The sequence below is a fragment of the Aquisphaera insulae genome (assembly GCF_011064615.1).
Taxonomy (GTDB): domain Bacteria; phylum Planctomycetota; class Planctomycetia; order Isosphaerales; family Isosphaeraceae; genus Aquisphaera; species Aquisphaera insulae.
In genome coordinates this window covers 57,298-77,660 of the sequence record NZ_JAALJH010000002.1, presented here as the reverse complement: position 1 = coordinate 77,660, position 20,363 = coordinate 57,298, and the positions used below count along the sequence as shown (strand labels likewise).

Sequence of the window (20,363 nt, the reverse complement as noted above, 5' to 3'; positions counted from 1 at the left end):
CGGAGTTTTCGATGGACGACGACCCCCTGTACCGCGAGGAGATCCTGGACCACTATTACGGGTCGTCCCACCGCGGCCGGCTCGATGCGCCCCAGCTCTGCTGCGACATGGACAATCCCCTCTGCGGCGACAAGGTCCACATCGAGATGAGCCTCGCCGACGACGGCCGGGTCGACCAGGTCCGCTTCGAGGGTTCCGGCTGCGTCATCAGCCAGGCCGCCACCTCCCTGCTCGCCGACCGCTGCGAGGGCGCCACCCTCGAAGAGGTCCGCGCCATCACCCCCGCCGACGTGGTGAAGCTCCTGGGCGTGCCGCTATCCCCCACCCGCATGAAGTGCGGGCTGCTCGGCTGGAAGGCGATTCAGAAGGCGGTTGAAAACAAGGGGTGAGGGGCGAGGGACGAGGGGCGAGCGAAGAAGGGGCTGGGAAGCGATGTGTGGGAAGAACGCCGGGCGTCGACCTTGACGGCTCCTCTCCCCCGGACGGGCCGGCAACGGTATCCAGGGACCCGCCTGGCAGGTTGAGGGAGTTCCCTACCTGTCGACGATCAACATCACGGATGGGACCTTTGTCGGCGGAACCGGCGGCGGCGGCACGACGGGTTATTCGCTCGAAGCCGCCGGCAACACGACCATCATCGATGGCCACTTTCTCGATCCCAAGCTGATCATTGCAGCCTACGGCGGAGCCGAACGCGGGAACCGGAACGAGCGGAGGATCCGGAACGAACACGGGCACCAGCCCGATTCCCGATCCCGCCCCCGTTCCGGAACCGGGCACGCTCTCGCTCTTCGCCGCCATGGCCCTCGCCGGTTGGGGTTAGCAGCGCCGTCGGCGGGGAATCGGCGACCGGTCGTTCGGCTGAGCAAACTCCCGGTTGCGAGGCGGGCCGCCCGGTGTTCGCCTTGAGACTGGGGGCACCCGAGCTTGCCTCCTCACCGGCCATGCGTCTAACATGGAGCGTTCGCGAAATCCCGACCGGGATCCCGATCCTCGACGAGGGCGATCGAGCCCGGTCGATCCGCTTCGCCCGAGAGCCGGCAAGGAGCCCATGCAGTACAACCCCGCCAATCCGCTCATCGTCCAGGGGGACAAGACGATCCTCCTGGAGGTTGACAATCCGCTGCACGCCGAGGCCCGCGACACGATCGCGCCGTTCGCCGAGCTCGAGAAGAGCCCCGAGCACATCCACACGTACCGACTCTCCCCGCTCTCGCTCTGGAACGCGGCGGCGGCCGGGATGACGGCGGACGAGATGGTCGCCGGGCTGGAGACGTACTCCAAGTTCCCGCTGCCGGCGAACCTCTCGGCCGACCTCAAGGACCTGGTCAGCCGCTACGGTCGGGTCCGGCTCGAGCGTGCCGACGACGGCAAGCTGCGGCTGGTGACCAATGACCAGCCGCTGCTCGAGGAGCTGTCCCGCCAGCGCGGGGTCCGCGACTACCTGGGAGAGCGGATCGACGCCACCACGTTCGCGATCGACGACGCCCACCGCGGGGTGCTCAAGCAGGCCTTGATCGCGGTCGGCTACCCGGCGGAGGACGTCGCGGGCTACACCCCCGGCGCGGCCCTCCCGGTCAACCTGCGGGCCGCGGCCAAGTCCGGCCATCCGTTCCACGTCCGCGACTACCAGCGAGGCGCGGTCGAGGCCTTCCACGCCGGCGGCGACGTGAAAGGGGGCTCGGGCGTCATCGTCCTCCCCTGCGGAGCCGGCAAGACCATCGTCGGCCTGGCGGCGCTGGCGGCGGTCAAGGCGGAGACCCTCGTCCTGACCACGAGCACGACCTCCGTCGAGCAATGGCGGCGCGAGATCCTGGACAAGACCGACCTCACCGAGGACAAGGTCACCCTCTACACGGGCGACTCCAAGGAGATCGGTCCGGTCACCCTGGCCACCTACCAGATCGTCACCTACCGGCCCAAGAAGGACGGCGACTTCCCCCATTTCGGCCTCTTCGGCCAGCGGAACTGGGGGCTGATCATCTACGACGAGGTCCACCTCCTGCCGGCCCCGGTCTTCCGGATCACGGCCGACATCCAGGCGCGGCGGCGGCTCGGCCTGACGGCGACTCTCGTCCGCGAGGACCACCGCGAGGAGGACGTCTTCAGCCTCATCGGCCCCAAGAAGTACGACGTCCCCTGGCGCGTGCTCGAGTCCAAGGGCTGGATCGCGGAGGCCCAGTGCCACGAGATCCGGATGGGCCTGCCTCCGGCCTCGCGGATGGAGTACGCCGTCGCGGAGTGGCGGGACAAGTTCCGGCTGGCGAGCGAGAATCCCGTCAAGGAGGACCTCGTCGAGCTCCTCCTGGATCGCCACGACGGCCCGGAGGACCGCGTCCTGATCATCGGCCAGTATCTCAAGCAGCTCCGGCGGATCGCCGAGCGGTTCCGCCTGCCGCTGATCACGGGGGCGACCTCGAACGCCGAGCGAGAGGACCTTTACGGCCGCTTCCGCACCGGCGCCCTCCGCCGCCTGGTCCTGTCCAAGGTCGGGAATTTCGCCATCGACCTTCCCGACGCCAACGTGATGATCCAGGTCTCCGGCACCTTCGGAAGCCGCCAGGAAGAGGCCCAGCGCCTGGGCCGGATCCTCCGGCCCAAGGAGGGTGAGAAAGGAGCCTGCTTCTACACCCTGGTGACGCGAGATACCCGCGAGATGGATTTCTCCCACCATCGCCAGCTCTTCCTGACCGAGCAGGGTTACAGCTATGAGATCCTCGATGAATCCGACCTAATGCCGGCGAAGCCGTCGGCGTCCGCCGAGAAGGCCGGATGAGCCGCCCGGTGTCTCGCCCGCTCTCCCTCTCGTCCTCATCCCCGGCCGCCTCGCGGCGGCGATCGGAAGGGCCGCCATGAGTCGTGCCTCCTCCCGCGTGCCGGTGAAGCTGCACAGGAACGTGACCCTGATCCGCACCAACGACCCAATCATCGCCGAGGAGCTCATGTCGCGGAAATCGCTGGCGCGGATGGTCCTGTCCCGACTCACCGACACGCTCCTGCTGGTCAAGCCCGACGACGCCGACGACGCCCTCGACGAGCTGCGTCGGATGGGCCACACGCCTCGCGTCGTCCGCTGAGCGTGCCGCGACGGCACTCCACCAACCTTCGCCCCCGGAGCGGAAAAGCGACCCATGGCGTCCCTCCCCGGCCCGAGAACCGAGCCATCCGCGAGCACGTCCGCAACCACCGCCAGCAACCCGTCGGACGCGCCCGCGGAGCCGGCCGACGCCCGGCTCGCTTTCCGAGACGCCCTGGCCCGCTACGAGCCGGCGCGGCTCGCGGCCCTGCTCCGCGGCGCCGGCCTGGAACCCTCGCGGTTCGCGGCCAGCATGGCATCGGACTGGACGGCCAACCTCGATGCGCCAAGGGAGATCGGCAAGGTCCTGGGGCCGATCGATCGCCCGGGGCGAATCGTCCTGTCCCTCATGGCGATGACCGAGACCACGGTCTGGCCCGTCTCGGGGCTCGCCCACGCGCTGCGGTGTCTGGGCGTCGATCCCATGCCGGCCATCCAGTGCCTGCTGGATGTCGGGATCATCGCGATCGACGGCCCGGCGGAGACCGCTTCCGATGCGATCGCGTCCGGCCGGCTGGACCTGGCGCCGCCGCCAGGGCTGATCGTCCGCGTCCACCCCGCGGCCCCCGGGGCCGTGCGGATGACGCTCCCCGACGGGACGCTGCCGGCCGTCGAGAATCCGGCCGTGCAGGTCCGCGAGTCCGACACCCTGGAGCCGGCGATTCGGCTGGGGGCGCTCTGGCAGCGGCTCGGCGCGGAGCCCCTCCGCCAGACCCAGCAGGGCATCCTCTACAAGCGTGACATGGAGCGGCTCGAAAGCGACCCGGTCCTCGCCGACGACATCAGCGATGCCCTCGAGTCGGTCCCGTCGCTCCCCATGTTCTGGCTGGCGCTAGCCCGGCGGGTTGGGCTGGTCCTGGAGGACGCCGGCGACGATCGACTGGTGGCGGCCGGGGCGGAGTTCTGGGCCGAGAACGCGGTCCACCTGCCATCGATGATGGCGACGGGATGGATCGGCCTGAGGACCTGGAACGAGCACGAGCCGGCCGCCGAGTCGCCCTCGAACGGGATTCCCCTCGTCTATCTCCGCCCGGCCATCTTGCTCTGGCTGGCCACGCTGGACGAGGGCCAGTGGGTCGCCCTCGACGACCTGGCCGAGCACCTCCGGACGCTCGCCCCAGCGTGGGACCGGACTTCCTTCGCCGCGACCGCGGGACTGCCCGCCGTCCCGAGGAGCGAGGCGGCACCGAGACGCAAGGGCACCGGCTCGGCGCGTCGAAGCGGCCGCGGGAATCAGGCCCTGCGGACCGTCCTGCTGGGCTCCGGATTCGCCGTGGGCATGGTCCGAGCGGCGGAGGAGATGGGGACCGGACGGACGCTCGTGCAGCTCACGCCCCTGGGGCGGTACGTGCTGACCCTGGGCCCGCCGCCGCCCCCTCGTCCCACGATCGAGCACTTCCTCTTCGTCCAGCCGAACCTGGAGATCATCGCCTACCGGCAGGGCCTGACACCCCGCCTCGTCGGGCGGCTCAGCCAGGTCGCGTGGTGGTCCAGGATCGCCGCGGCACTCGAGCTGAAGCTCACCCAGGAGTCGGTGATCTTCGGCCTCGAGTCGGGCCTGACCGCCCCTCGGATGGTGGAACTGCTGGCCTCGCACAGCCAGCGGGCATTGCCCTCACTCGTGCCGGACGCCATCGGCCGTTGGGCCAGCCATCGCGACCGCGTGACCTTCTACGCCGCCGCGACGCTCATCGAGTTCCCCTCGCGTGAGGAACGCGACAGCGCCGGCCGCTCGTGGGAGGGCGACCGACCCGAGGTCTTCCTGCCGGTCGGGGACCGGTTCCTGCTCGCGGAAGACGCCTCGCGGATCCCGACCGATCGGATCCGGACCGGAGGCATCCGGGACTACCGGCTCCCCCCCGAGCGCTGCGTCTCCGTGGAGGACGACGGCGTCACGCTCTCCCTCGACGCCAGCCGATCCGACTTGCTGGTGGACGCGGAGCTGCGGCGGATCGCCGACGAGCTGCCCGCCTCCCGGACCGCTGGCTCGGGCTCGGTGGCTTCGGCGCTCAACCGCCGGTACGTCGTGAATCCGGCCTCGCTCGCGAGGGCCGCCGCGATGGGCATCACGCCCCCCCAGGTCGCGGACTGGTTCATCAACCGGACCGGCGGGCCGCCATCGCCGGCCATCGGGATGCTGCTCCGGTCCGCCTTCCCCGACCAGGGGCCGGTCGAGCTTCGTGCCCAACGCCTTCTCGTGTTGACCACCCCCACGGCGGCCGTGGCCGATGGCCTGGCGCAGCACCCGGCCACCAGAGGCCTCGTGGGCGAGCGGCTTGGGCCGTGCGCCCTGATCGTCGCCGACGACGACCTGGAACGGCTTCGGGTGGCCGCGGAGGGGCTGGGTATCAGCCTGGATTCGGCCCGGCGCGGCGAAAGCTCCGAGGAGAGTCGCCCTCGGGCCGAATCGTGACGCCGCGATTCAGAGCATCTTCACCTTGATGTTCCGGAACTCGATCCGATAGCCCTCGGACTCGACGCCGATGTAGCCGCGAGGGACGGGGCACGGCTTCATGACGCAGGTCACGGCGCCATTGACCCAGAGCGAGACCTCGCGGCCCTTGCACGAAAGCTCGTAGGTGTTCCACTCGCCGGCCGGCCTGACCCGCTGGCCCTTGATTTCCTTGCTCAGGTCGAAGGGCTTGGTCGAGTAGTTCGCCATCGTCTCGCCGAAGAGGTATCCGCCGGAGGCATCGCCGCACTGGGCCTGATGCCACATCTTGCCGTCGGACGAGGACCGGACGAAGACGCCGGAATTGTAGCCCTTCTTGCCGGGCACCTTCGTGAACCGCCACTCGACGTGGAGGACGTAATCGGTGAGGACCTGATCGAGGCGGAGCCACTCGTGGCCGCCGGCCTCGCAAACCAGGCTCGAAGTCGCCTTGTCATATGACCAGGGCGATTTCTCGGTCAGCTCCGCCGTCCCGGGGATGGGCGCCCGGACCCAGCCGTCGAGATCGGGCCCCGCGCCGGAGAGCATGTCGATCCAGCCCTGGGGATCCTTCTCCAGCAGGCTCTTCTCCGCCGCGGGCTCATCCCCGGCCAGGCAGGGGATGCCGCCGGCGACCGCGACCAGAAGGACGATGGACCGGAGGCTGTACCGGTGGGCGAACATGGGTGGCTCCTCGGTGCATGGGAGGGCGGGTGCCTCCGCGGGCGAGGCCGCCCGCGCGGGCGGAAGGCGTGGAGAGACCTTCGAACGGGCCCGATTCTATGGGCTGGACCCGAGGCCATCAACGGGCTGCCGAACCGAGGGATTCTCAGTTCGAGGGATGCGCGGACGACGCCCGTTCCACCTCGCGCGACGGTCGCCAGCCCGACTTCGAGCCGCCAGCGGATGCCGGCGCCTTGGAAGCGGGGGCGGGCACGTCTTCCGTATTGACCTTCGAGTCCTGGGCCGGCTCCTCGGAGGCGACATGGCCGTCGCGGGAGGAATCGGCGGCAGGGTCGATGTTGATCTCGGCCTGCTGGGGTGCGTCTGCGTCCATGGGCTCGGGCGCGGCCAATTTGGCGATGGGGGCCTTCGCGGCATCGCCGGGGCTCCAGGCCACCCGGGTGGCGGATTGCTTGCCGTCGCCGCCGCGACGGCTCCCCGGGACCTTGATCTTGAGCTGCTCGGGATCGGGGACGCGGTGCTCCTCCTGGCCGTCGGGGGACTGCGCCCGCGCGATGGTGACCGGGGCTCCCTCGCCGTTGGCCGGCGCCCGCGACTTGCCCCCGCGGCTCGCCAGCAGGGCGCCGGAGCGGCTACCGACCGGGGCATAGAGTGCCATCAGGTTGTTGCGGTCGAGGATCGAATAGATCGAGTTCGGCGTGGCGTAGAGGCCGTGGTCGCCGCGCGGCTCCGCGAAATTGCAGACGCCCGCGATGTAGCCGTTGGAGGTGTAGATACCACCGCCGGACCGGCCCTGTTTCGGGGCCCGAGTGCACTCGAGCGCCTCGTAGGCCTGGTGGCCGGAGAGCCCGCGCATCTGGGGGTTGACGATGACCGTCGACCAGGCGGTCGCGTCATTGCCCTCGGAGCAGCCGACCGTGATCATCCCCATGCGGGCCAGCGGCTTCCAGTAGGCCGGGACCACGCGCGAGGCGGGGAGCCTGCGGCCGGGGCGGATCCGGATCAGGCCGACGTCCAGGTCGAAGTCGTAGTCGATCGCCTTGCCCTTCACCCGCTCCACGAAGTGGACCGAGGCGGGCTCCTCGCCGTGGAGCTTGCCGTCGAAGAGGTCCACGTAGATCGGCCGGGGGAAACGGTCGGGCGGCGCCTGCTGTCGCTGGCCTTCCAGCTTGAAGATATGGGCACAGGTCAGGATGATCGACTCTTCCGGCGTGCTCGAGATGATCGTCCCCGAGCCGAAGCCGATCGAGCCCTTGGATTCGACCCGGATCCGGACGACGGTCTCCCACGGCTTCGGGTTCTTGAACGTGGCGGCGCGGTCGGCGACCTCTTCGCTTTCCGTGCGGGCGCGGCGACCCTCGGCCGCGGCGTCCGCGTCTTCGTCCGCCGACGCCTCCTCGCCGTCCTCGTCGTCCCCCTGGGCGTGGGCCCGGGATCCGGCCGGCGGCCGCGCCTTGGTCCGGGCCTCGTTGTAGAGCTTCGCGAGCTGGGCGGCCGGCTGGCTGCCGGAGGACCGGTCGAGCTCGCGGCCGGCGGGATCGACGACGATGAACGTGGGGACGGCCTCCACGCCATATTTCTTCGCCAGGTCGGGGGCCTGGTCGATGTCGACGGACTTGACCGGGTAGCCCTCACTCTTGAGCTGGGCGACGGCCGGGCGCATCTGGCGGCACGGCGGGCACCACTCGGCGTGGAAGTCCAGGAGCACGGGCTCCTTCGCCGGTGAGGCCGAGGCGGTGGCGGCGGCCAGGACGACCAGGAGGGTGGCGAGACTCATGCCGGCAGGACTCCTTTCCCTCGGGACTCTCCGCGAGACGGCGCCGGGGCGCCGCCCCCGTCCAGGAGCAGCTTGGATCCTCGCCAGGAGTCGCCTCCTTCGAGGAGCCGCAGCGGATGGGCTTCAGGTCGCGATCCGCGCCGGGTGGCCTGGTCGTCGCGATGCGCGGGTGCAATGCCCCACGAGACATACCGCGAACGATCCGCGCCGGGCGTGGGAGACGTCGTTGCCGAAAGAAGCCGATGTGAAGCGGGATGTGTGACGAGCTGCCGGGAGTGTCGCCCGGCCCTTCCTTGGGCTACAAGCCTCGCGACCGAGACCCCGCGACCCGTCCTCATGACCGGCCGCGTCCCGCCGGGCCACGCCCCGAAGGTTGCGTGCGAACGGCCCGAGATCGAGCCATCGCCCGCGACCCGGATGCGAGGGGCCGACGGTCCCGCGGTGCTCGCGACGTCCCTGAAGCTCGTCTCCCCCGGACATCTTGTCCGGGGTACACGGGTCCCTGAGGGGATCGCGTCCACCGCGGTGAGCCCCTTTTACTAGGAGTGAACAAGGAGTACCAGGTCAGTTCATCGGCCCACCGGGATTTTCCCTTGAGCTTTTCTCCAAAGATCCCGCGGACGGTCGAATCGCCCCGATGCATGCCCCTCGTCGCTCCGATGCTGCGGCCCGCCCCCTTCCGTGTAAGATGGTGATCGTCCCGTTCGAATTCCCGGTGCGAATCCGCCAAGATGTGAGAGCGACGATGAGCGACGCGGACCTGAGCCGACGGGAGCCGGTGCACTCGCCACCGCGCCGGCGGCGGCGAATCGGCCGATCGACGGCCGCATGGATCTGGATCGCCGGACTCTGCCTGGCGGTGCTCGCGGCCTCCTACCTGATGTTCGTTGAGCCGCCGCCCCCGCGCCGTCTCGTCTTCGCGACGGGTGCGCGGACCGGCGCCTACTACCGGTTCGCCGGGCGGTACGCGGAGGAGCTCCGGCGGCAGGGCCTGGAGGTCGAAATTCGCGAGACCGCCGGGTCCGTCGAGAACCTCTCGCTCCTCTCCGACGAGGGGTCAGACGTCTCGCTGGCCATCCTCCAGAGCGGCCTGGCGGATGCGGCCCAGGCCGAGAAGCTGCTGACGCTGGGGAGCCTCTACCGGGAACCCCTGTGGGTCTTCTATCGCGGCGAGGAGGCCTGCGACCGCCCGGGCCAGCTCGCGGGCCGTCGGATCGGCGTCGGCCCCGAGGGGAGCGGCACCCAGGCCGTCGCGATCCGTTTGCTCGCGGAGAATGGGCTCGTCGACGCGGGGGCGTCGCCCGGGACCACGGGCACCAGGCTCTCCCACCAGAACGCCGCGGACGCCGCCGCGGCCCTGGCGAAGGGAGAGCTCGACGCCGCCTTCTTCGTCTCCGCCTTCGAGGCCGATTACATCCGCCAGCTCCTGGGGACGCCGGGGGTGAAGCTCCTGAGCTTCGCCCAGCAGGAGGCCTATCGCCGGCGGTTCCGGTTCCTCTCCCCGGTGACCCTGCCGGCGGGCGTCGTGGACCTGGGCAGGAACCTCCCCGCGCGGGACGTCTCCCTGCTCGCCCCCACGGCGATGCTGGCCGTCCGCAAGGACTTCAGCCCCGCGCTGGTGCCGGTGCTCCTGACCGTCGCGACCCGGATCCATGGCGGCGGCTCCGTGCTGTCCGAGCCCCAGGAATTCCCCTCGGAGGCCTACTGCGACCTCCCGCTGAGCGAGGATGCTCACCGCTACTACCTCTCGGGCCAGCCCTTCCTCCAACGCCTGCTCCCGTTCTGGCTGGCCTCGCTCGCCGATCGGGCCAAGCTGATGCTGATCCCGCTCGTGATGCTGCTCATGCCCATGCTCCGCGCCGCGCCGCCGCTGATCCGCTGGCGGATCCGGCGGAAGATCTACCGCTGGTATTCGGTCCTCCGAGAGATCGATCAGAAGCTGGCCTCCGGGCTCGGCGGCCTCGATCTCGACCGCGAAATCCAGAGGCTCCGCAACATCGAGCACAAGGTCGTCTGGGTGGACGTCCCCCTCAGCTACATGGAGGAGTTCTACCAGCTCCGGATGCACCTGACGATGATGCAGCAGCGGCTCGACGACCTCCGAGGCCAGCCGCGGGAGACCGAACTGGCTTCCTGATTGCCCTTCCCGACCACCGCAGAGGACCTGCAACATGCTGCTTCGTCGGATCGACGTTGCGAACGGCGGCCATCGCCGCGGCCGGACTCGCCGATGGCTCCCGACGATGGCGATCCTCCTGGGCGTCCTGCCGCACACCGCGGCCCCGGCCCAGGTGGAGCTCTGGCTCACCGACCCGGCCGGGACCGCGCGGTTCGAGAGGCGTCCTCTCGGGGCCGACGCGGCGACGGCCCCCGGCCCGGGGCCGATCATTCAGGTCGACCCGGCCAGGACGTATCAGACCATCGACGGCTTCGGGTACACGCTCACCGGGGGGAGCGCGGGCCTCATGCGGCGGATGTCGCCGACGGCCCGCGCGGCCCTCCTGAAGGAGCTGTTCTCCACCGAGGGCGTGGGGCTCGGCATCAGCTACCTCAGGCTCTCGATCGGGGCCTCGGACCTGAACGACCGGGTCTTCTCCTACGACGACGCCCCCGCGGGAGATGCCGATCCCGAGCTGAAGCGATTCGACCTCGGCCCCGACCGCCTGGACGTGATCCCGACCCTGAAGGAGATCCTCGAGATCGCTCCGGAGATCAAGCTGATGGGCTCGCCGTGGTCCCCGCCGGCCTGGATGAAGTCCAACGGGAAGACCATGGGCGGCAGCCTCAGGCCGGAGTTCCGCGGCGCCTACGCCGCGTATCTCGTGAAGTACATCCTCGCCATGCGGGCGGAGGGGATCCGGATCGACGCGATCACCGTCCAGAACGAGCCGCTCCACCCGGGGAACAACCCCAGCCTGCTGATGAAGGCGGAGGAACAGGCCGCGTTCGTCCGCGACCACCTCGGCCCGGCCTTCCGCAAGTCGGGCATCGACACGAAGATCGTCGTCTACGACCACAATTGCGACAGGCCGGAATACCCTCTCGCGATCCTCGCCGATCCTGAGGCGCGACGATACATCGACGGCTCCGCGTTCCACCTCTACGCCGGCAAGATCGCGGCGATGTCACGCGTCCACGAGGCCCATCCGGACAAGAATCTCTACTTCACGGAACAATGGGTCGGCGGGCCCGGCGACCTCGCCGGAGACCTCGCCTGGCACACCCGCGAATTGACCATCGGCGCGACGCGGAACTGGAGCCGGACCATGCTCCAGTGGAACCTCGCCGCCGACCCCCGCTACCGGCCGCACACGCCCGGCGGCTGCACGCGATGCCTGGGTGCCATCACCATCGACGGCAACACCGTGACCCGAAATCCGGCGTACTACACCGTGGCCCACGCCTCCAAGTTCGTCCGCCCCGGCTCCGTCCGGGTCCACAGCAACGAGCCTCCGGGCCTGCCCAATGTCGCCTTCCGATCTCCGGACGGCCGCCGGATCGTCATCATCCTCAATGACGGCAAATCCACGTCCTCCTTCCAGGTCCATGAGGGGCGACGATCCATCAACACATCCCTCCCTGCCGGCGCCGTCGGAACCTTCGTCGTGCCCTGAGCCGAATCGCAGCATAGACCAAATTGTTTTAAATATATTCATATAAAAAGATTAAAGATAAGGCCGCCGACCCGCTCGTTTCACGGACTCGCACCAGCAACAAACACACATGCATCCACATTGTTAAGAAACGGCGATCGGGCCAACCATGCGACCCTCAAACATCAGTTCCAAAAGGACTTATGAATCATAACAGCCATTCACACGGCTAAATCCAGAAAGCTCTTCCTGAGCGACGCGACCTTCCGGAAATTCCGATCGATTTACTAGAGATCGATCTTGACCAAGTCGATAGGAATGGCAAGTATAACACCTCAACGCTCGTGGACCTCTGCTTTCGGAGTACGAGCGGGGCCGGGACAGGAAAGCCCGGCCAAGAGGTAAACCGGCCAGACGAAGGGGCTGGTGAGGGTCGTCGAGGCACGCCGAGGGGATTGGTTTCATGGCGGATTCAGCCATTAGCGAGAGGGGCATCGAGCGATACGGTCGTTCGGGCGAAGCGTCGGGTCGTTCCGCGAGGGTGGGCTGGAAAGCCGGCCTGTTGTTAACGGCCCTCGTGCTGACGGGGTGTTCCGCGAATGAAGGCCGGGTGGCGGTTTACCCGGTGACGGGCAAGGTCACCGTGGGAGGCGAGGTGCCCGAAGGGGCGCTGGTGGTCCTCAATCCGACCGGCAGCAAGGGGAGCACGGAGCATTCGCCCTCGGGCAAGGTTCGCAAGGACGGCTCCTTCAGCCTGACGACCTACGACGCGGACGACGGCGCCCCCGCGGGCCAGTACGTCGCCACCATCCAGTGGAACAAGGTGCTCAAGAAGGGGAACGACTACGTGACGGGCCCGAACGCCATCTCCGGCGAATACGGGAAGAAGGAAAGCTCCCCCTGGAAGATCACGGTGGAGGCGAAGCCGAACGAGCTGCCGCCCCTGGAAATCAAGCAATAAGCGAACAACGGGGACGATGAACCGTCCGCGAAACATTCCTGTCTAGGAGGATCTCATGATTTCGGTACGCCGCCGGGGTTTCACGCTCATCGAGCTGCTCGTCGTCATTGCCATCATCGCCGTCCTGATCTCGCTGCTCCTGCCGGCGGTCCAGTCGGCCCGAGAGGCCGCTCGCCGGGCGCAGTGCGTCAACAACCTGAAGCAACTCGGCATCGCAGTCCACAACTTCCACGACGTGAACAACCAGCTCCCCTCGAGCACCCGGCCGGCCGGCGCCACCTCGCTCCCCCGGATCGCGGCCCTGACGTTCATGCTCCCCTACCTGGAGCAGAACAACGTCTTCAACGCCTACAACCAGTCGTTTAACTGGAGCGGCCCGGCCAACTCCACGTCCGTGCTCGGCAAGATCAATACGTTGCTTTGCCCCTCCTCGGCCTACCAGGACGTCCTCGACGGCGATCCGAATCCGCCGATGACCTGGGCCGCGAACGTGAACGCCCCGACGGACTACTCGCCAACGATCGGCATCGACCAGCGGCTGGGCGCGACCGGCCTCAATCTGCCAGTGGCGGCCGGCGACACCACCACCGTCGGCGCGTGGACGGGCATGCTCCCGAAGAACATCAAGTCGAAGATCGCGAACGTGACCGACGGCCTCTCGAACACCGTTGCCTTCGCCGAGTCCGCCGGGCGTCCATACGTGATCCGCAGGGGTGGCAGGCAATTCTCCTCCGACCTGCTCAACCACCGTCTCAACGCCGGCGGCTGGGCCCGCCCCGCGAGCGACTTCAGCATCGATGGTTCCAGCGACGACGGCTCGGTGATCCCCGGCCGTTGCCCGCTGAACTGCACCAACGGCGACGACATCGGCGGGCAGACCTTCCCGTATCCCTACTATGGCTCTGAGGGGACGAGCGAGGCCTTCGCCTTCCACCCCGGCGGCGCCAACTTCCTGCTGGGCGACGGCTCGGTCCGCTTCATCAAGCAGTCGATCGCCATCCAGACCTTCGCACAACTGATCACCCGGAGCGCCGGCGAGGTCATCAGCGCCGACCAGTATTGATCCGCCAGGCGGCTTGACGCCGACACAAGACCGGCCGGCATCGGGGCCATCCGCACCTCTCATCGGAGCGTGTCGATGGCCTCGGCCATGCGCGGAGCATGGTAGGATTGGCCCCGGAGATCCGTCGCACGCGGAACCCGGGAGCGGTCGTGATGAACAGAGCCCTGAGGGCGCGACTGGAGGGGACCTTCTGGCTCGCGGCGCTCGTGGCGCACGTCATGGCGGCCGGTTCGTGGTGGTGGCTGAGGGCCGGCGGGTTCCCGGTCGGTCATCCCCGATTCTGGTTCGACCGAGTCGTCCCGATCTTCGGGCTCGGCTGGAGCCTCGCCGGCCTCGTCGCCCTGCATCGGGAACGGAGGGACCTGCTGCTTCGGCTTCTACCGGCCTACCCGGCCGCGTGGGCGGCCGGCGCGATCTCCGCGAGAGCCTCCTTCCCGGTGACCTTTCGCGTGCTCTGGCTGGCGCCGATGCTGATCGCGGCGGCCCTGGGCGTGGCGTTCTCTCTCCTCGCGGCCTCGGCCGAGGGACGGAAGTTGCGGCGGCTCGCGATCCTAAGCGCCCTGGCGTGGGCCCTCGTCGGCGCGGCCATCCCCTGGTCGATCCGACCCGGACCGCCCGGGACGCGTCCGCTCGAGGCGGCAGCCGGGCTCGCCGAGTCCGCCCCGCCGTGGGGCTCCTCGCGGCAGGCGTCCGGCCTGATTCGCGTCGCCCCGGGGACGTCGGTCTACGCCTCGGAGGGCTCCATCCTCGCACAGTTCGGGGCGCTGAAGGTCGAGGTCCAGCCGCTCCTGCGGTTCCTCAGCGTCTCGCCGGATGGTTGCTGGGTTGTCTTCAATCGCGAGAGCGACCGCGAGGGTCCTGAGCCGCGATTCGAGGGCATGAGCGAGAGACCGGACGGCACTCGGGACCTTCGCTACCGATTCCCGGGGCTCGGCTCAGCCCGGCTGGAGGTCGCCGTCGGGCCGGCGGAAGGGCAGGCCCGGATCGACGCGGCGACGACGATCGACCGCCCCGTGGATTCCCACCTGAACTCGTTCTGCGGCGTGGAGGTGCGGGGGCACCGCCGCCTCTTCCTGGAGTTCTCACCCTGTCAGGGCGTCCGGGTCGAGGTCCTCCCCTTCGGCTATCCCTCCGGGCGGCCGCTCCGATTCGCGTTCGTGGACGCGACCCGGCGGTTCGCGGTGGTCGAGGCCTCCAGCGGCGAGAAGGGCCCGTTCCGAACGCTGGCCGAAGGCCGGCTCGAGCCGGGCGATCCTCTCACGATCACGCTCCACGACGAGGATCGGGCCGCAGGCCGGCTGACGCTCCGCGACTGGTCGGCCCAGCTCGACGTGACGCCCTCCCCGACCGCGGGCTGGGGTGCGCCGGCCAACGCGATCGAGTTCAGCCTGCAATCGACGGAGCCCAACTCTCCGGCCTCGATCTTCGTGACGCTGGCGGCGACCTCGGTGGGCCGGGGCTGGGATTGCGTGGGGCACGCGGCGGGGACGTACCGGAACCGCCTGGAGATCGAGCACTGAGTCGTCGTCCCGCGGGGCGATCCGATCCTCAGCGATGGCTCTCCTCCCACCGATCGAGCTCGATCCAGGGCCCGTGGCTCCGGAACCTCGGCGGTGGCAGCGATGCGGCCAGATCGAGCGCCTCGCGGAGGTCGAGATCATCGCGGCGGACGCCGGCGCCGCGGAAGATGTGCAGGCCGCGCTGACGGGCGACGATCTCGCGGCGAGATCGCCCCTCGGGGGCATCCGGCCAGGTCCCCTCGTGCTCCTCGAACACGAAGAAATACGGCAGGATCCGGGTCATGTAGTGCCAGTAGTCCGGGTTGTCAGTCTGGACGACGAACAGGCCGCCGGCCGAGAGGCCGCGATGGACGTCGCTCACGAAGGCCGGCGTGAGCACCCGTTTATGGGCCTGGCGGGGGTCGTGATAGGGCTGGGGATGGTACAGGTGCATCTCGGACGCGGCGCCGTCGCCGACGTAGGTGCGGAGGAACGTCTGCGCGTCCTTGACCGCGAACCGGACGTGGTGCAGCCCGCGCTGGTTGGCCCGACGGGTCGCGTAGCGGATCACCACCGGGAGGACGTCGATCGCGAAGTGGTCCATCTCCGGGCGGGCGATCGCGCTGCCCAGCGTGAACCGGCCGTTGCCGCAGCCGAGGTCCAGGACCAGGGGGGCGGACCGTCCGAAGATCGCGGACCAGTCGAGCGGCCCCGGTGCGGGCAGCCGCTTCACGGCGGTCCGCGCCCAATCAGCTTCCTCAAGGATCCGGCCGGGGATGGGGACGCCCAGTTCCGTCTCGGTGTCGCCGGGCTGCATGGGGGCCTCGCGAGAATTGCCGGGACGCCCTCGCGAGGGCTGTTCCCTTGCCTGCGTCGGGCGGGTAATCTTGGACCCATTCTAACCGATCCAGATCATCCCGTCCCGGGCTCATCGGGACTTCCGGGAATGATCGCCGAGGTCGCGGAGGTTCCGGCGAGATGACGCGGTCGTCCCTGATGACGGACCTGATGGCGGTGATTCAGGACCGCAAGACGAGGACCGAGACGGAGAAGTCGTACGTCGCCGGCCTCCTGCGGGGGGGCGTCCCGAAGATCGGCGCCAAGATCACCGAGGAGGCGGCGGAGGTCGTCGAGGCCGGCGACGAGCCCGGCGAGGAGGGCCGCGTCCACCTGGTCAAGGAGGTCGCGGATCTCGTCTTCCACTCCCTCGTGATGCTCGCCCATCGCGACCTTGGCTGGGACGACGTGGAGGACGAGCTCGCTCGACGCTTCGGCATCAGCGGGATCGACGAGAAGGCCGCCCGGAACAAGCCCGCCCAGTGAACGGAACCGAGAGATCGCCACGCCATGCACCGGGAGAGACTGCGCATGATCGACGCCCCTCGCGACCATGAGGCCCGACCATCCCGACGCCGTCCGCGGCGAGCGCTCGCGATGGCGATCGGCGCGCTCGGCCTGGCCGTCGCCCTGATGCCCCGCGTCGGAGCGGCCCAGCGCGAGGCGGGCGCGCCGCGATGGATCTGGCACGGCAAGGCCCCCGGGGGCGGCTTCCCGGCGGGGTCGATCTATCTCCGCAAGGTCCTCCGCGTGAAGGAGCCCTCGACGCTGGCCGTGGACGTGACCGCGGACAACGCCTTCGCGCTCTACCTCGACGGCAAGCTCGTGGCCGAGGGGAGCGACTGGAAGACGGTCCAGGCCGTGGAGGCGAAGCTCGCGACCGGCACCCACGTCCTGGCGGCGAAGGCCACGAACGAGTCCGAGGGCGCGGCCGGCTTCCTCATCCGCGGCGGCGTCCTGCCCCTGGGCCAGGGGGTGCCGGTCCAGTCCGACTCCTCGTGGAAGTCGACCGACAAGGTCCCCGACGGCGACGACTGGAAGGGGGTCGACTTCGACGACCGGCCGTGGTCGCGGGCCCGAGACCTCGGGGCCCTGGGCATCCCCCCCTGGGGAGAGCCCACCCGCCTGGCAGTCGCCTCGGAGCGATTCCGCGTCCCCGCCGGATTCACCATCAACACCGTCGCACAGCCGACTGTCACGGGCTCCGTGGTCGCCTTCACCTTCGATCCCGAGGGGCTCCCGTGCGTCTCGATCGAGATGGGCCCGATCGCCCGCCTGCACGACGACGACCACGACGGGAAGTACGAGCGCCGGGTGGACATCACCCCAACCATGAAGAACTGCCAGGGTCTCTCATTCATCGGCGATGCCCTGTTTGCCGTCGGGCAGGGGCCGAAGGGAGCCGGGCTCTACCGGCTCACGGACCCCGATCGCGACGGGATCTTCGAGGCGACCGACCTCATCCGCGACACGGCCGGGGGGATGGGCGAGCACGGGCCGCACGCCGTGACCCTGGGCCCCGACGGCCGCCTTTATTACAACAACGGCAATCATGCTCACCTGAAGCCGCCGATCGACGCGTCCAGCCCGGTGAACGTCGCCTACGAGGGCGAGCTGCTGCCGCACTACGACGACCCGCGTGGCCACGCGGCGGGCGTCATGGCCCCGGGCGGCGAGATCTACCGCAGCGACGACATGGGCAGGTCGTGGAAGCGGGTCGTCGCCGGCTTCCGCAACGAATACGACTTCGCCTTCAACGCCGCCGGCGAGATCTTCACCTTCGACAGCGACATGGAGTGGGACGTCGGCCTCCCCTGGTATCGGCCCGTCCGCGTCTGCCATTGCCCCATCGGCGCGGAGTTCGGCTGGCGAAACGGCTCCGGCAAGTGGCCCGCCTCCCACTTCGACAGCCTGCCGGCCATCCTCGACGTCGGCCGCGGATCGCCCACGGGGGTGACCTTCTACCAGGCCGGCCTGCTGCCGGCCGACTACCGCGACCAGTTCCTGATTTGCGACTGGTCCCAGGGTCGGATCCTCGCCGTCAAGCTCGATCGTGAAGGCGCCGGCTACCGGGCCTCGTCCAGCGACCTGGTGACGGGCCAGCCGCTCAATTGCACGGACATCGAGGTCGGACCCGACGGCGCGGTCTACTTCACCACGGGAGGCCGCGGCACCCAGGGGGGCCTCTTCCGCGTCGGCGTCAAGGGCGAGGGCCACAAGGCCGCGACCCTGACAACGGCCTGGGATCAGGCGATCGCCATCGACAGCCCGCTCTCCAGCTTCTCCCGAAAGAAGGTCGAGACCCTGAGGGGCCGCGACCCCTCGAGGTTCGACGCCGAGATCCAGGCGATCGCCCGCGGCGCAGAGGGCAAGCGTCCGCCCGGGGACCGAGTGCGAGCCCTGGACCTGCTCTTCGAGGGGGGACGATCGGCCGACAGGCACCTCCTCACGTCGCTCGCGAGTGATCCGATGCCGGAAGTCCGCGGCCGGGCCATTTCGCTGCTCGACCGCTTCGCGAGCTACCCCGCCGTCCGGGACGAGCTGACCCTCTGCCTCAAGGACCCCGAGGCGGCCGTCCGCCGGCATGCGTGCGAGTCGCTCATGCAGGCCGAGGCGGCGAAGATCCCGGTCCCGGAGCTGATCCCCCTGCTCTCGGATCCAGATCGGCTTGTGCGGTTTGCCGCGAGGACGGCCATCGAGCACGCCGGGCCGGCCGCGCACCGTGAGGAGCTGATCGCCATCGCCGACCCTCGGGCCGCCGTGGAGGCGTTACTCGCCATCGTGCGGACGACGAGCCTCGACCAGGCGGCCCAGGAGGACCTGCTCCGCCGCGAGGTCGCCCTCCTGAAGCGGAACGCCGAGCCGTCGGTGAAGCTCGACGTACTCAGGCTAATCGGCCTGACGTATCTCCAGGGCCCCGGCAAGTTGGAGCTGGCAGGCTCCGGCGAGCTCGCCGACCTGCTGGTGACGATGTTCCGTCCGCGGGAGCAATCGCCGGAGAATCGCGAGCTCGCCCGGCTGCTCGCCTTCCTGGACGATCCCCGAGCGGTCTCGATGATCCTCGATCACCAGGCCGATGTCGCCGACCATGCCACCCAGATCCATGACGCCTACTGCCTCCGGGCGATGAAGCGCGGCTGGACCCCCGAGTCCAGGCGCCGGCTCTGGGCCTGGTACGAGACCGCGTCGCGCTGGGAGGGGGGGTACAGCTTCCTCGGCTATCTCGACGACATGATCCAGGAGCTCGTGGACCGCCTTGAACCGGGCGAGCGAGAGGCCCTGATCGTGGAGGGGGACAGGTATCCTTTCCCGACCCGGGTCCTGATCCGGGAGCTCGAACTCGATCGCGACCCCGCGCGAATCCCAGCCCTCATCGCCCTCGACGGCAAGCTCCGGACCACTCCGGTCCCGGGGAGCCAGGGGAACGACCTGCGGTCCCTGATCCTGGAGAAGCTCGGCCGCAGCAGCCTGCCCGCGGCCCGGGTGGCCCTCCGCGAGACCTACGTCGCCGAGCCGGCTCGTCGGGACTCGATCGTGCGGGCGCTGGTGGGGCATCCGTCGGCGGCCGATCTGCCGATCCTCGCCTCGGCCCTCGCCTCGCGCGACGGCAACACGACCAGCCTTGCTCTGGGCGCCCTGAAGAAGATCAAGGAGAGCCCGCAGGGGCCCGAAGGGCTCGCCCACCTGCTCGGCCTGGCGAAGCGAACCGGCCCCTCGAGCCGCCAGGTGCTCGATGAGCTGGCGTCTCGCTGGACGGGTGTCCCGGCGAAGCCGGACGCCACCCCCTTCGAGGCCGCCCTGTCCGCCTGGGAGGACGTCTACCGCAAGAAGTTCCCCGGCGGCCCGGCTCTCGGCGCCGAGACGGCTGGCGTTCAGTCCTACGACCTGACGAACCTGATCGACAACGTCCTCCAGGCGCCCGTAATGAAGACGGCATCCGCGGATCGGGGCCGGCAGATCATCCTCAAGGCCCGCTGCCTGGACTGCCACAAGCTGGGCGACCAGGGGGCGGGCCTCGGTCCCGACCTGACCACGGTGAGCAGCCGGTTCCGCCCCACCGAGATCCTCGAGTCCATCGTGACCCCTTCCAAGGTGATCTCGGACCAGTACAAGACCGTCACCATCGCCATGGAGGACGGCAAGGTCTACCAGGGGATGCCGGTCGCCTCCGACGCCGCCAACCTCGTCCTGCTCCTCTCCGACGGGGCCAAGGTGACGCTGCCGAAAGCCGAGATCGAGGACCAGAAGGCGTCGACCACCTCGGTCATGCCGGAGGGGCTTCTGAACGTCCTCAGCTACCAGGACATCGCCGACGTACTGGCCCTCTTCAGGTCCATGCCCCAGGTGTCCCCGGCGGAGGCCGCGAAGGCGAAGTGAGCCCGGGATGGCTTCCCCGCGGTCGCCCTCGCCCCTACGATGGAAGGGACGGTCTCGTGGGGCAC

Annotated in this window: 14 protein-coding genes; 11 read left to right on the top strand and 3 right to left on the bottom strand. The window is 69.3% G+C overall.

The annotated features are described in order from the left end of the window. The first annotated feature begins 11 nt into the window (after window positions 1–11). The 4 genes from G6O54_RS01480 (at window position 12) to G6O54_RS01465 (ending at window position 5,489) form a co-directional block, all read left to right on the top strand. A complete protein-coding gene (locus G6O54_RS01480; protein ID WP_165219452.1) occupies window positions 12–389 on the top strand; it encodes an iron-sulfur cluster assembly scaffold protein in 378 nt (125 codons plus the stop codon). 662 nt (window positions 390–1,051) lie between these two features. After that, window positions 1,052–2,776, top strand: coding sequence for a DNA repair helicase XPB (locus G6O54_RS01475; protein ID WP_165219450.1), 1,725 nt, complete (start codon window positions 1,052–1,054; stop codon window positions 2,774–2,776). 76 nt (window positions 2,777–2,852) lie between these two features. Further along, window positions 2,853–3,077, top strand: coding sequence for a hypothetical protein (locus tag G6O54_RS01470; protein WP_165219448.1), 225 nt, complete (start codon window positions 2,853–2,855; stop codon window positions 3,075–3,077). Between the two features lie 54 nt (window positions 3,078–3,131). Beyond that, window positions 3,132–5,489 carry a hypothetical protein gene (locus tag G6O54_RS01465; RefSeq protein WP_165219447.1) on the top strand — a complete coding sequence of 786 codons (2,358 nt, stop codon included), beginning with the start codon at window positions 3,132–3,134 and terminating at the stop codon, window positions 5,487–5,489. 9 nt (window positions 5,490–5,498) lie between these two features. Here the strand turns inward: G6O54_RS01465 and G6O54_RS01460 are convergent, their stop codons facing one another. Further along, on the bottom strand, window positions 5,499–6,191 hold the full coding sequence (locus G6O54_RS01460) for a 3-keto-disaccharide hydrolase (RefSeq protein ID WP_165219446.1): 693 nt from the start codon (window positions 6,189–6,191) through the stop codon (window positions 5,499–5,501). 145 nt (window positions 6,192–6,336) lie between these two features. After that, window positions 6,337–7,968, bottom strand: coding sequence for a thioredoxin domain-containing protein (locus G6O54_RS01455; RefSeq protein WP_165219445.1), 1,632 nt, complete (start codon window positions 7,966–7,968; stop codon window positions 6,337–6,339). Between the two features lie 745 nt (window positions 7,969–8,713). On the opposite strand from G6O54_RS01455, the gene G6O54_RS01450 reads away from it, so the two are divergent. From G6O54_RS01450 to G6O54_RS01430, 5 genes are all read left to right on the top strand, one after another. After that, entirely contained in the window at window positions 8,714–10,105 is a 1,392-nt protein-coding gene (locus G6O54_RS01450) for a TAXI family TRAP transporter solute-binding subunit (RefSeq protein ID WP_165219444.1), read from the top strand. Window positions 10,106–10,139: 34 nt separating this feature from the next. Continuing rightward, a complete protein-coding gene (locus G6O54_RS01445; RefSeq protein ID WP_165219443.1) occupies window positions 10,140–11,582 on the top strand; it encodes a glycoside hydrolase family 30 protein in 1,443 nt (480 codons plus the stop codon). Window positions 11,583–12,171: 589 nt separating this feature from the next. Next, entirely contained in the window at window positions 12,172–12,522 is a 351-nt protein-coding gene (locus G6O54_RS01440; RefSeq protein WP_165219442.1) for a hypothetical protein, read from the top strand. A 55-nt stretch (window positions 12,523–12,577) separates the two neighbouring features. Continuing rightward, the gene (locus tag G6O54_RS01435; RefSeq protein WP_165219441.1) at window positions 12,578–13,585 is read left to right on the top strand and encodes a DUF1559 domain-containing protein; all 1,008 of its coding nucleotides are present in this window, start codon (window positions 12,578–12,580) and stop codon (window positions 13,583–13,585) included. 152 nt (window positions 13,586–13,737) lie between these two features. Continuing rightward, entirely contained in the window at window positions 13,738–15,105 is a 1,368-nt protein-coding gene (locus tag G6O54_RS01430; protein WP_165219440.1) for a hypothetical protein, read from the top strand. Between the two features lie 28 nt (window positions 15,106–15,133). Here the strand turns inward: G6O54_RS01430 and trmB are convergent, their stop codons facing one another. Next, window positions 15,134–15,901 (bottom strand): tRNA (guanine(46)-N(7))-methyltransferase TrmB, encoded by a 768-nt coding sequence (gene trmB, locus G6O54_RS01425; RefSeq protein ID WP_165219439.1) that lies wholly within the window; start codon window positions 15,899–15,901, stop codon window positions 15,134–15,136. 161 nt (window positions 15,902–16,062) lie between these two features. Here trmB and G6O54_RS01420 point away from each other — a divergent pair, with 161 nt between their 5' ends. Both G6O54_RS01420 and G6O54_RS01415 read left to right on the top strand, forming a co-directional pair. Then, entirely contained in the window at window positions 16,063–16,407 is a 345-nt protein-coding gene (locus G6O54_RS01420; protein ID WP_165219437.1) for a phosphoribosyl-ATP diphosphatase, read from the top strand. 111 nt (window positions 16,408–16,518) lie between these two features. Next, a complete protein-coding gene (locus G6O54_RS01415) occupies window positions 16,519–20,298 on the top strand; it encodes a HEAT repeat domain-containing protein (RefSeq protein ID WP_165219435.1) in 3,780 nt (1,259 codons plus the stop codon). Window positions 20,299–20,363: the final 65 nt, after the last annotated feature.